The organism is Chlamydia pecorum E58 (assembly GCF_000204135.1).
GTDB classification, from domain to species: Bacteria; Chlamydiota; Chlamydiia; order Chlamydiales; family Chlamydiaceae; genus Chlamydia; species Chlamydia pecorum.
In genome coordinates, this window is sequence record NC_015408.1 from 832,780 (window position 1) to 845,220 (window position 12,441).

The following is a 12,441-nucleotide window of genomic DNA, read 5'->3' on the forward strand; positions in this document are numbered from 1 at the left end:
TTATGGATTGTTACTATGGTTTTCAGAATGAATAATTATAGAAGAAGGGCATCCTTTAAGAAGAGCGTCAGCAGAAAACATAGATAATAAGATTAAAGCAACTGAGGCACAACCTAAAATAGGAAGAGAAAGGCACGCACCTAATGTATACATGTTAAGAAAGCTTAACAACATGGGGAAGCCACCGCAAGCAGCAATAATACAAGCAACCAAGACTGCAATAGCTGCAATAGCAAGAATGCAAAGTGCTGCAGCTGCGACTTTTGAACATGTGCTAGGTGCCTTTTTGCGAATAACGACAGTTTGATCAGCTCCAGAAGCTCCTGCAGATGAAAGTAATACATTCCCCACAACTTCCTCGAGCATTTGCTGCCTATGCAAGATGGCATTGATATTGCTTTCTACGTTATTTAGATTTCTTTGAAGCGTTTGCAGCGGACTAGATGATGACATGAGCTCCCTCACACTTAATTGTTCGGAAAAAGGGTAACCAAAGATGGCTTTTATTTCAATAATAGATGATGTTTTCTCTTTTAAATAACTCCTTTTAATTATTTCGTGTGTATTCCAAATAAAGTCTTTGGTTTAAAGCCCATAGAATGATAAAGCCTGTAAACCATTGTAGCAATAGACTTGAAAGGCTAAATGTAGAAATAGGGTTCCACCAATTCCCGTCCGCATAGAACAGACTTTCGTAAAAATACCATCCTAGAAGGGTAATACTTTCAATCGGAAGTAAGTATTTTACCACATAATCAAAAAGTTTATGTAACTGAATGTCGTTGGGGACTGAAAGCAAAACTTTTTCTTTTAAAGAGCGTAGGCCATAAGTAAGCGATGCGAAAATAAAAATAAGCCCATTTACAATAAGAGCTATACTCCACACATTGTCTTGGTTCGTAAAGAAAGTAAGACTAAGAGCTGAGGGGATTCCTAAAATAAATGCAATTAAGGTCGCGGAAAGCTCTGCCAAATACTTCTTTATTCCTAGCTCTGAAAGAGTTTGAGAGAGCAGGAAGAGCATAGATACCATTGAGGAAAGTGCAGCCATAGCAAAGGCTAAAAAGAAAATAGAGCTAAACAGCATAGTTATGTAGTCCCCACCAGGGAGCCGTGTGAATAGCTCTGGCAAGTAGATGAAGGCAATTCCTGTACTAGAAGAGCCTATTCCTTCTTTTAATTGTAGAGCTCCAGAACCATCTAAGGAGGCGCAAGCGGAGAAAACAATGATCCCCATAATTAAAGAAACTAAGTTATTGCAAAAAGCTGTTATAGCTCCATTGGATACGATGCCTGTCTTTTTAGAGGCAAACCCAGCATAAACTAAAAGTAATCCCCAACCTGCGCCAGTATCCCAGGCATTTTGTGTCAGAGCTTCTACCCAAACTCGATAGTTGGCAAAGGAAGACCAGTTAAAGGCAAACAGTTGCTTAATGCCTTGTGAGGCTCCAGGAAGTGTAACAGCTCGTATAAATAAACAGAGCGTACAGAAAAAAAACGCTGGGATCAAAACTTTATTACACTTTTCTATGCCTCCGACGATTCCCTTGCGAATTATTAAATAAGCTAGGCTTAAGGAAATCACGTGAGACCACAAAGGTATGGTGCTATGGTAGTGGGTTTCCCACAGCTGAGAGAAATCTTTCCCTAATAGAATCTCTCCCGACATGGAATAATAAAAATAGCTAATTCCCCAGCCAACAATTACTGAATAATAGGCCAATATACAAGTCGTGACTAGAGTAATAAACCCTCCTGCCCAAGAAAATTTTTTTCCTGCGGTTTTTATGATTGCCCCTATAGGTGCTTTCTGAGTAAGTTTTCCTATAGATAATTCAATAATAATCAAAGGAATTGACCATAAAAAGAGAAAACACAGCCATAAAAGGATAAAGGCTCCACAACCATTTTGGGCAGCGATTCTAGGAAAACGCCATATATTTCCTGCTCCGACGGCAATGCCCATCATAGAGAGGATAAAACCAAGTCTAGACGAAAAGTGAGTATGTTTTTGGGACATATGATTTTATTTTGAGATTTTGGTTTTTAAATATGGTGAAACTGTTTGTTCGCAAGGCATACCACACAGCTATCAGACCAAACGTTTAATGCTGTCTCAATCATGTCAATTATTGTATAAAAAGGGAGAATAAATCCGAGAAGAGAAAGAGGAATTTTCATTGAAGTTAAGAGGGAAAGTGTAAGGAAATAGCAGCCCATAGGCACTCCTGCATTTCCAACGGCAGCCAAGGTTGCAATAAACACCCAGACGAGCATAGAAAAGGGAGAAAATTCTATTCCGTTAGAAACTCCTACAAACAATGTTGTAATAAGAATAAATGCTGCACATCCGTTCATGTTAATTACAGAGCATAAAGGGAAACCAAATCTAGACAGCTTGGGATGAATGTGGAGCTGCTCTTCAGCGACTTCCATAGTTAAAGGCAGGGTGGTTGCAGAAGACTTAGAGAAAAAGGCTGTAATTAGAGCTGGAGACATTGCCATCGCAGTTTTTAGGGGAGATAGACGGTTTATCTTAAGTAATAAGGGGAGAACAACAATACCTTGTATTAAGTTTGATACTATGACGCAAATAAAATATTTACTAAAACTTTTTAAGTGACTGTAGTTAGACATGTCCCTATAGACAAGAATTGCAAAGGCAATAGCAGCAATTGGTAAAAATTTTAACACACCTTTTGCAAGGCTAAGAAACATTGAGAATGTTGAATTAAATAATTCTCTTATAAAACTTTTCTCCCGATCTTTTGTGAAAAGTGAAGCAAAGCTCAAAATAGCTGCAAGGAATACTATAGAGATTACATTTCCTTCAAGAAAAGGCTTGAAGATATTTTCTGGAAGAATGTTTGCAAGTACGTTTATGTAGCCTACATTTCCAGATGTTAAATTAGATTCGCCTTCAAGAGGCACTTTAGGTTGCAGAACTACAAATAGGATCAAACCAATAAAAGAAGCAATAATTGTAGTTAGAAGAGTATAGTATAAAATGCGTTTGCCTAAAGAGAAGATCGTTTGAATATTTTCAATGGAAGTTATTGTAGAGCCTACAGCCACAAACACTAGTGGTAGGCTAATTAAACGAAGAAGCTTTAAAAAAGTCTCTGCAATTATTTCTGCACCTTGATTAAGCCAAGGAAGCCCCAACCTCCCTAAAGCTAACCCTATGAAAATAGAAATTAATAATATTAAGTTTTGCTTCTTAAAAGAATGCCGTTTTTGCATGTGATATTAAAAGTTTTTGTCAAAAATGTAAGAGGAGTATAATAGCACCTTATTTTTTTTCAATTCCTTAATTAAGTTGCTTTAGAAGTTAGCATGTCTTTTTTCAATCTTCAATCTGTAAATGATAAGCTCAGGCCTGTTTCTTTAGACCATTTTGTAAATACAGAGGATTGGAAAGCAGTAGCAAATTTACTTTCTTCTGATAAGGAATTTTGTAATCCCCTTCTTCCAGAATATCGGGTAAGACTTCAAATCAGGGTGGCGCTGCTTGTTTTGGGCATTTTATCAATACTGTCTTTAATCTTTATATCTTTAAGAAACTTAAAATCCCATGTAGCTACATTAACTTGGCCAGCAATTGTTTTGACTGTACTGATTCCCTCTGTTTTACTTATCGGTGGGTTAGCCGTTTTCTACTGCTTAGGAAAAAAAATAGACATCTTTGCTGGGACAAAGATAGATCCCTTTGGAAAGCGTTGTTTAGTTCCAACAAATCTATTTTGGCAAAAAACCACAGGCAAAGATTTTTTTTCGCCAAGTAGTGATGTGGAATGTTATACGGATTTGTCTACATTAGATGCTTCAGGCTCTGGTGTTGCCCTTGTATATTTGTATCCTAAAGTTGTAGAAAATCGGGTTCCCATGTTTGTTTTTCCTTTGATAGGCATTCCTATGTTTGTTTTGGGAAGAATGATTTATAACATAATTCGTTCTGTAGTGATTCCTTTTTATATTTTATTGAGGATGCTTATTGAAAGATGTCTTCATAAGGAAATCAGAAAAGAAGAACGTTTTATTTTTTCTGATATTTTTAGAGAAACAATCCGTTCTTTATGGAATATAATAAAAGCGCCATTTTATGGTTCAGCGTACTACATGGCCCTGTTTTATGGATTATTAAATCCTCTTGCTGGACGTATTGCCATATCATGTTTAGAAAGAGATTGGAATGATGATATAATACGATCTCGTAGTCTTTGGCTAATCATTCCTCAGAGATACTTTAGCTTTGAAGGAGGGGGAAGACGCAGTGGATTGGCTCAACATGCTTTCTATTCTATGGGATGTTTTCAGCCCTTTGCGCTTTTATCATTTAAAAACGGCGAGGTGGTTTCTGGAGGAAGAACTTCTCTTCAATATTTAAAGCCTTTGCCTCCAGTTGTTGCATTTCTTCAAAAGTAAGCAAGCAAGTGTTTTTGGGCATCAGTTTCTGCAAAAAGAAATTTTATTACCCACTTAAACATTTAAAATATTTTATTTTCCTATAAAGGCCATTTTTCTGAGATTTTTTTTGATTAAAACCCTAAAAGTTTTAATATAACTTCTTTTAGTTTTTACTGCGTTGGATAAGGCGTTTAGATTTTTTGTGAATGCTTTATTAAGGCTTTTACATGACTAGAGGAACTTTAATTGTGGATAATGAAATCGGTATGATTAAATCGCTTCCGCTTTTTAAGACATCTGATTCTCTTTTAAAGGTAGAGGAAGTTAATGATCATAGCGATATCATAAGTTTTTTAACTTCTGAATTAGAGCTTCTTTCCCTCCAAGAGGAGGCTGGTAATGGGTTTTTATCTCTATCAGAAAGTATACGCATGTTATCTCAAGATCATCCGAGTTCTTTAAAAAAAATTATTTTTCATGGGATCTCTTATGGGATCCAGTTTAAGGATGCTCAGGTTTTTTCAGAGGTTTTCTCTTTCATAGAAATTTTATTTCAAAAGGCTGAGCTTAGTTTATCGGATCAGCTATCTTTATATTCGGCAAGATTATGTGTTAACTTCGAGATGTTTTCTCTTTCTGGGGACATAGATTTCTTATCTAAGATAGTTGAAGCTTTTCAAGCTATAGAGTCTCTTTTAGACAAGCATCCTCAATTAGAGAATCGTTTAGGATGGGAGCACTTTGCTTCTGGGGAGTATTATGAAGAGATTTCTTATCTAGCTTCCGCAAAGATTTATCATATAGCTGGAAAAAGTTTTGTAACCTTATATCAAAAATATTCCGAAGTTCAAGACCTCAGCTATGGGATGCAAAGCTTGGCCCATGCTTTGAGCATATTCCCTAGTAATTTAAGAATCCGAGAAGATTATGCTGAGGCATTAATTTGTTTCGGTTTGCGAAAAGGTGAGTCTCTATATATAGAGCAGGGGATAGCACAACTATCCCGAGCAATTTTTCTATGCTCTGGAGAAGATGTGGTTAATCAGGAGAGTCTTCGCTTTCGTTATGCGTTGGCTACAGTTCAGCTGTTTGATGTGAGCTATAAGTTCGAACACTTCCAGCAAGCTACGTTGACATTATATCAGACAATTCAATCTTTCCCTAATTTGGTGTATCTTTGGGAAGTTTGGGGAGATTTGCTCATCCGCTTTGGGTGGATAAATAATAATGTTAAGCTTGTTGAAGCAGGCTTAGAAAAGTTTTCTATCGTTCAGAAAAAAACAGAAGATCCTATTTCGCTTTCTAGTTCCTTAGCTGCAGGAATTGCAATTTTAGGCTTATCTTTGGAAGAGCCAGGTTTATTTAGAGAAAGCCGCTTACGGCTTCTTTCTGTAATGAAGGCTTTTTCTGGGAACCGCTCTTTAATATATGCTCTAGGGATCATTCAGCTGTGCTCTGCACTATATTTTAACGATGACGCGAATTTCTCTTCTGCAATCTCTTGTTTCCAATCATGCATAGAATGGGACTACAATGCTCTGGGGGCTTTGCAAAAATTATTTGATGCATATTTTTCCTGGGGAGTTAAAAAGAAAAGTACGCAACTATTAAGTAAAGCTGTTGATATTGCAAGTAGATTGTGTTCTTTAAGACCGGAAGTATTTTTATTTTGGAGCGATCGAGGGTTGGCTTTAAAATGTTTAGCTGAGGCGACTTCTGATCAGGCATATAAGGAGATTTTCCTGACAGAGTCATTATTTTATTATCGTAAAGCTTGGGAGCTAAGCTTTCGAGTAGAGATTTTAGAGCTTTGGGGGTATTCTTACTATTTGTTGGGGGAGCTTCAAGAAAATATAGCTTATTATGATGAGGCTTATAGTTTATTGTCTCAGATAGATTTCTCTATGGCTTCATTTAGAGCTAAATTAATTCTTGCTGCAACGCTTTTAGGGAAGGGAAATATCCTTCAGAAAGAAAGTTTATTTAAAAAAGCTGAGGCTATTTTAATAGATTTGCAACAAGTGTATCCTGAGGATGAAAATATTTTACTTTTACTAGGAAAAGTGTATCTATTTTTCTTCTGGAAAGAAAAGACTTTGGACTTAGGAAAGAGGGCTAAGTTTTACTTAGAACAGGCAGCATCTTTAGGATGTCCCGAGGCCTACTATACTTTAGGAAGACTTTATGCTGTAGAGAAGGATGTAGAAAAGGCGTGGAAGATGGTCATTCGTTCTACTTGTCATGGAGTTATGATTACAGAAGCGCAGTGGTTAAAAGACCCGTATTTAGCAAACTTAAGAGCAATACATACATTTCGTGAATTTTTAGCTAATCAGAGAGGCTTATTGTGGGGGAGCAAAACCGAAATGAAGATAAGTTAGATGAGGGCTTTAGTTTCGGAAACTTAATGGATTCGAAAACGAGCCATTTAGATGATGAATTAAGTTTCAAATTAGAAAAAGCTTTCACGAGTCTATCCGCAGATATTCATTCTCATGACCTCACAAAAATTGTTAGTGAATATAATCCTATAGACCTTGCTTATGCTGTATCATGCCTCCCTTCAGAATCTAGAGCTATCTTATATCAGAACCTTCCTTGCATAGCTTCTAAAGTCGCTTTTATTATCAATACAGATTCAGCATCAAGATGGGCTATTTTTCGGCAGTTATCAGATGCAGATATTTGTCGTTTGATTGAGCAGATGCCTCCAGATGAAGCTGTGTGGGTGCTTGATGATATTCCTGATCGTCGTTATAGAAGAATCCTAGAATTAATAGATGCAAAGAAAGCTTTAAAAATTCGTGATATACAAAAGCATAGGAGAAATACCGCAGGAAGGTTAATGACAAATGAGTTTTTTGCCTTTCTTATGGAAACGACGGTAAGAGATGTTTCGGCATGCATTCGTAATAATCCAGGGATAGACTTAACCCGTTTAGTATTTGTTTTGGATTTCAAAGGGGAACTTCAAGGTGTAGTGACCGATAGAAGTCTGATTATCAATCCTCCAGAAGTCTCTTTAAAGCAGATTATGAATCAAGTAGAGCATAAGGTTTTACCAGACACCACCCGAGATGAAGTCGTGGATCTTGTTGAGCGTTATAAAATTTCTGCTCTTCCTGTAGTTGATGAAGAAAATTTTTTAATCGGTGTAATTACTTATGAGGACGTAGTCGAAGCTATTGAAGATATAGCTGATGAAACTATAGCAAGAATGGCTGGAACTACGGAAGATGTAGGATATCATAGCTGCCATGTTTTCCACAGATTTTTTCTGAGGGCTCCATGGCTTTTAGTTACTTTATTTGCTGGGTTAATCAGTGCTTCTGTCATGGCGTATTTTCAAAAGATCTCTCCAGCTTTGCTTGCATTACTTATTTTCTTTATCCCATTAATTAATGGGATGTCTGGAAACGTTGGTGTGCAATGTAGCACAATTTTGGTGAGAAGCATGGCAACAGGGACTCTATCTTTTGGTCGTCGCCGAGAGACAATCTTTAAAGAAATGACTATTGGCTTGCTAACAGGGGTGCTTCTTGGGGTTCTTTGTGGTGCAGTTGTCTATTTAATGGGGTGTTTAGGGTTAAATATTTTTTCAGGAAGCAGTTTACAGTTAGGAGTTACTGTTGCTGCTGGAATTCTTGGAGCATCTTTAACAGCAACTACGTTGGGGGTGTTTACCCCATTTTTCTTTGCCAAGCTCGGTGTAGATCCCGCGTTGGCTTCTGGCCCGATTGTCACGGCATTAAATGATATTATGTCGATGATTATCTTTTTCTTAATCGCAGGATGTTTAAACTACTTCTTTTTTAGCTAATCTTATAAAGAGTTTAATTAAAATCTCTGTAACACTGAAAAATAAAATAAAGGTGGTTTATTTTTTCTCCAAATTGTTTTTTTAGTGAGGATGTCAGAAGTTGTTCTTTAAACTTAAAGCACTACCGAGCTCTTATTTCTAGAGATGCTGTTATTACATCAACATTTCTTTCTATTATAGTTCTTTTGATTATTCTTCCTGTGATTTTGATCGGCTGTCAAGCATTGTCTTTGATGGTAGCTGTTGCAATCTTTCTTCCCATTATTATCAGCACATGTTTATTCGGGATTCTTTTTATTTTTGCTTTAAACTTTAGTAAATCTGTAACTCCTAAGTTGCATTTTGATAGAATAAAGTTTTCTAAAAGAGATTTAGAATTTTTATTAGATATTAATACCCTTCCTTTAGAGGATAAGGAGACTAAACTAAGTCAGCTTGAGTTATATCAAGAAGATTTGTCTTTGATCTGCATTAAAATCCAACAATATCAAAATAAAAATTTCCCGGAAAAGATAGAGGAAGAAAGCTTAACAAAGCTCGAGAAGTCTGTAGTATCTTTAGTAAAGGATGGCATAGAGGCGGTTATAGAATGTCAGAAAGGTCCTGGATTGGTGTTAGGAATTTGTAATGAAATCAAAACTTTTTTCATTCCTAAGTGGCTAGGGGGAAGTTCTAAAAAACCTTTATGTAAATACTTATACGATCTTTCCAAGTTGTTAACTGAGTATCCTTGCTCTGATTTTCTTATTCTACTTCTTAAACATCGAGAGTTAACTCATGAAATAGCAGATCATATTCTTTCTTTGGCTTCCTCTATGGAAGAACATGCGGATCTTTGTAAAAAAACATTAGGTTCTTTGAACTTGTGGTTTTATGGCTGGTTTTTAGAAACAGATACAATAAAGCGTATAGATGCCTATGACCCAGAGATTTTAATTAATAATCCAAAGCTTAAGGAATATTTAATTCAAGGAAACTTCGTAGAGTTTATCCTTTCTCTTCAGACTGAGGAAATGCAAGCAAAGATTAAAAGTGTATTAAAAACAGAGCAGAAGCCTATTGTTTCAGCTTTAGAAAATTACACATATTTTCAAGGGTTGAATTCTGTAGAATATTTAAAAAACTCTCCAAAGTTAAGAATATTTATGGATGCTTTGAGCCTTAAAATGGCTTTTTGCTTAGATTTGCGCTCTCCTTCAGATTGGAGGTTTCCTTTATCTGTGGCTAGACACTATAAAGAGCTTATAGATTTGTATGAATTTGCTTTAAAGGAATATTCGAACATTTTAGAAAATTTGTTTATTTTAATTGAGCTTTTTCAAAGTAATACTAAATATCAAACATTTATTCGTGGGCTATTAGAAAAGGCTATGCCTATAAAACAATGGTTAGTTTTATTCCGTCCTATAGTTTCTGCTGTATTTCAAGTGGGAGTTGTAAGAAGAAAAGAACTTTCAGTGTTAGCTGCACATTTAGGAATAGAGTATGGCGCTCTTTTAAACGCTATCCGCTCTGGTCAGGCTTTAGAAGCACTATTACCATACTTATTTAATGGAGCAAGTAGTACAGAGGATAAGCAGCCATCTCCTTAAAAAGAGATGGCTGTTGTTCAGTTATACTTTAGGGAGGCGCTTTCTAGAAAAATAAATTCCAAAAGGAATTAAACAGTTAGTGCCGAAGGCAAGAAGAAGAAGAGAGGTATAGCTGATGCTACCGCTTGCAGATAGCTGAGCAATTTCTTTTGGAGGAAGGAAACTTACCCATAAAGCAAAAATACACGAAAGAATTCCTAAACAGGAAAGCGCGCAAATCCCAAAGAACTTCCCTGGCACAGAATACAATCTTTGTGCGCGAGGTTCTTTAATTCGTAAAACTGGCCCAGCTATAAATAGGCATATATACATAGCAAGATACATCTGAATGCTTAGTGCGCTGAGAATCCAGTAAACAAGATCTGCAGAATCCAAACATAAAAAAAGCAAGGTAAATAAAGTCACTACGATCGCTTGAAAGAACATTAAGTTTACAGGGACATCTTTAGAATTCACTTTCTTGAAAATTCGAGGAAGACAGTCATTTTGAGTAGAGACAAATAATCCTTTAGTTCCAGCAAACATCCAAGCATTTAGCTCTCCTAAAGAACCTGTAATTGTCATAACGACAATAATACTTGTCATCCAAGAGAGGTTATATTTTTCAAAGAAGAGAATAAAAGCCTTCACTAAACCTGACACTAAGCTGATTTCCTCTTTAGGAATGACTATAGCTATGGATAGAGAACCTAGGACTAAAATTGCCAAAGTGGAAATTGCTCCAATAAACACTGCTTTAGGGTAATTTTTCCTTGGATTAACCATGTCAGAAGCAAGGTTAGCATTAGCTTCTAGACCACATAAGGCTAAAAGCATTCCAGCTAATAACACAAAAGAAGAGGGGTTATGAAAATCTGGAAGCATATCGCTCCAAGAAAGAGGAAGAGCTATAGGATTCCCTGACAGAACCCAAAAGAGAGCCAGAGAAACTAAAATGACCCCAGGAATTAAGGTTCCTATAATTACGCAAACTGAGCTGAAAATTGCTGAGGTGTTAATTCCCAAAAAATTAAAGAAGGTCAATCCCCAAAATCCTGAGAGAATAATAGTCGCAAGATAAATCTTATTATGCGCTAGGGAAGGGTTGATTTTATAGACTATAGTACTGGCTATAAATGCTAGCATTGCAGGATACCAAGTCATATTATGAAACCATTGCATCCAGATGGCAAAAAATCCCCACCATTTTCCAAGAGCATCTCTAGCCCAAACATAAATTCCTAAAGGTTTAAAAGATGCTAATTCTGCTGCAATCAGAGCGTAAGGGATCATAAAGCATCCTACGGCTACAGCATAGAAAAATAACGTAGAGAGTCCGTGTTTTGCTGTAAGTGGGAGATTGCGTAAGCTAATCACTACAGCTAAAGATAACATCCCAACGGTGAATGTTCCTAGAGATTTTTTTGATTTCGAATGAGTATGCATTAGGGACCTTTTGTAAAAGTTAGGCAATGGTAATGTTCGGGTCTAGGTAGATATCTTGAATTAAATTTAGTAGCTGGACACCTTCAGAAAATGGCCTTTGAAATGCCTTTCTTCCTAAAATTAATCCCATTCCTCCAGCACGTTTATTGATAACAGCAGTTCTTACGGCATCTTTAAAATCATCGCTTCCTGAAGGGCCTCCTGAGTTGATTAATCCAATTTTGCCACAATAGCTATTTAATACCTGGTAACGACAAAGATCTATAGGATGCACAGAAGACAACTCAGAATAGACTCTATCATCAGTTTTCCCAAACTTAATAGCTTTAAATCCTCCTTGGCAGGTAGGGAGTTTTTGCTTTACAATATCGGCTCCTAGAGTGGCTCCTAAATGATCTGCCTGCCCTGTAAGATCCGCAGCAGTATGGTAGTCCGTGCCTTCCATAATAAATTCAGGATTTCTCAAATAACACCATAGAATTGTTGCCATTCCTAGTTCTCGGGCATGAGCGAAAGCTTCAGAAACAGTAACAATTTCTTCTTTAGAGTTTTCTGACCCAAAGTAAATTGTCGCTCCTACAGCTATAGCTCCCATATTATAGGCGCTTTCTACTTGGCTAAAGAAAATTTGTCGGTAGGTAGTGGGATATGATAGTAACTCATTATGATTTAACTTCACAATGAAGGGAATTTTATGTGCATATTTTCTAGAAAAAAGACTTAGAACGCCATAGGTAGAAGCTACGGCATTGCATCCAGATTCTATAGCGAGCTTAATAATGTTTTCAGGATCAAAATAAATTGGATTCGCGGCAAAAGATGCTCCAGCAGAATGCTCTACCCCCTGGTCTACAGGTAAGATTGAGAGGTATCCAGTATCTTTTAATCTTCCATGAGAAAACAGTGTTTGCAAAGATCTTAACGCGCGATTCGTGCGGTCTGACAAGCTAAAGACCTCATCAACAAAATTATAAGAGGGAAGGGTGAGAGTCTCTTTACGAACGAGTTTACATTCATAGGTTAAGAGATTATCTTCGTCATCATTTAGAAAATCATAAATTCCTGCCATAGGAAGAAAAACTCCTTTAAACAACTTATAACATTTTGATTAAGTTTTTAACTTTTGTTAAGAACGAGCTTACATAAAAACCCATTCAAATGCAAAATTAAATCTAGGCTTCTAGCAGCTCTTCTAAT

General features: G+C 36.6%; 9 protein-coding genes. 4 read left to right on the forward strand and 5 right to left on the reverse strand.

The window, feature by feature from the left end:
* The 3 genes from incB to G5S_RS03745 all read right to left on the reverse strand — a co-directional run bounded on the left by incB (position 1) and on the right by G5S_RS03745 (position 3,243).
* Positions 1-453, reverse strand: a complete 453-nt coding sequence (incB, locus tag G5S_RS03735; protein ID WP_013712868.1) for an inclusion membrane protein IncB — start codon at positions 451-453, stop codon at positions 1-3.
* A 94-nt stretch (positions 454-547) separates the two neighbouring features.
* Positions 548-2,020: a sodium-dependent transporter gene (locus G5S_RS03740; protein ID WP_013712869.1), complete on the reverse strand. Its 1,473-nt coding sequence runs from the start codon at positions 2,018-2,020 to the stop codon at positions 548-550.
* Between the two features lie 26 nt (positions 2,021-2,046).
* Positions 2,047-3,243 carry a dicarboxylate/amino acid:cation symporter gene (locus G5S_RS03745; protein WP_013712870.1) on the reverse strand — a complete coding sequence of 399 codons (1,197 nt, stop codon included), beginning with the start codon at positions 3,241-3,243 and terminating at the stop codon, positions 2,047-2,049.
* Between the two features lie 93 nt (positions 3,244-3,336).
* Between G5S_RS03745 and G5S_RS03750 the strand changes: the two genes are divergently transcribed.
* The 4 genes from G5S_RS03750 (at position 3,337) to G5S_RS03765 (ending at position 9,819) form a co-directional block, all read left to right on the forward strand.
* On the forward strand, positions 3,337-4,425 hold the full coding sequence (locus G5S_RS03750; protein ID WP_013712871.1) for a hypothetical protein: 1,089 nt from the start codon (positions 3,337-3,339) through the stop codon (positions 4,423-4,425).
* 248 nt (positions 4,426-4,673) lie between these two features.
* A complete protein-coding gene (locus G5S_RS03755; RefSeq protein ID WP_041467094.1) occupies positions 4,674-6,788 on the forward strand; it encodes a tetratricopeptide repeat protein in 2,115 nt (704 codons plus the stop codon).
* Positions 6,789-6,814: 26 nt separating this feature from the next.
* On the forward strand, positions 6,815-8,227 hold the full coding sequence (gene mgtE / locus G5S_RS03760; RefSeq protein ID WP_013712874.1) for a magnesium transporter: 1,413 nt from the start codon (positions 6,815-6,817) through the stop codon (positions 8,225-8,227).
* A 185-nt stretch (positions 8,228-8,412) separates the two neighbouring features.
* Positions 8,413-9,819 carry a CT214 family putative inclusion membrane protein gene (locus G5S_RS03765; RefSeq protein ID WP_013712875.1) on the forward strand — a complete coding sequence of 469 codons (1,407 nt, stop codon included), beginning with the start codon at positions 8,413-8,415 and terminating at the stop codon, positions 9,817-9,819.
* Positions 9,820-9,840: 21 nt separating this feature from the next.
* On the opposite strand, the gene G5S_RS03770 is transcribed toward G5S_RS03765, so the two are convergent.
* Both G5S_RS03770 and G5S_RS03775 read right to left on the reverse strand, forming a co-directional pair.
* Positions 9,841-11,244, reverse strand: a complete 1,404-nt coding sequence (locus G5S_RS03770; RefSeq protein ID WP_013712876.1) for an amino acid permease — start codon at positions 11,242-11,244, stop codon at positions 9,841-9,843.
* A gap of 19 nt (positions 11,245-11,263) precedes the next feature.
* Positions 11,264-12,313, reverse strand: a complete 1,050-nt coding sequence (locus G5S_RS03775; protein WP_013712877.1) for a class I fructose-bisphosphate aldolase — start codon at positions 12,311-12,313, stop codon at positions 11,264-11,266.
* Positions 12,314-12,441 lie beyond the last annotated feature (128 nt).

What these genes read in the sequence shown, in the direction of transcription:
- mgtE (WP_013712874.1), top strand. Translation starts at nt 6,815, where the DNA reads ATGGATTCGAAAACGAGCCATTTAGATGATGAATTAAGTTTCAAATTA.
- G5S_RS03750 (WP_013712871.1), top strand. Translation starts at nt 3,337, where the DNA reads ATGTCTTTTTTCAATCTTCAATCTGTAAATGATAAGCTCAGGCCTGTT.
- G5S_RS03755 (WP_041467094.1), top strand. Translation starts at nt 4,674, where the DNA reads ATGATTAAATCGCTTCCGCTTTTTAAGACATCTGATTCTCTTTTAAAG.
- G5S_RS03745 (WP_013712870.1), bottom strand. Translation starts at nt 3,243, where the DNA reads ATGCAAAAACGGCATTCTTTTAAGAAGCAAAACTTAATATTATTAATT.
- G5S_RS03770 (WP_013712876.1), bottom strand. Translation starts at nt 11,244, where the DNA reads ATGCATACTCATTCGAAATCAAAAAAATCTCTAGGAACATTCACCGTT.
- G5S_RS03740 (WP_013712869.1), bottom strand. Translation starts at nt 2,020, where the DNA reads ATGTCCCAAAAACATACTCACTTTTCGTCTAGACTTGGTTTTATCCTC.
- incB (WP_013712868.1), bottom strand. Translation starts at nt 453, where the DNA reads ATGTCATCATCTAGTCCGCTGCAAACGCTTCAAAGAAATCTAAATAAC.
- G5S_RS03775 (WP_013712877.1), bottom strand. Translation starts at nt 12,313, where the DNA reads ATGGCAGGAATTTATGATTTTCTAAATGATGACGAAGATAATCTCTTA.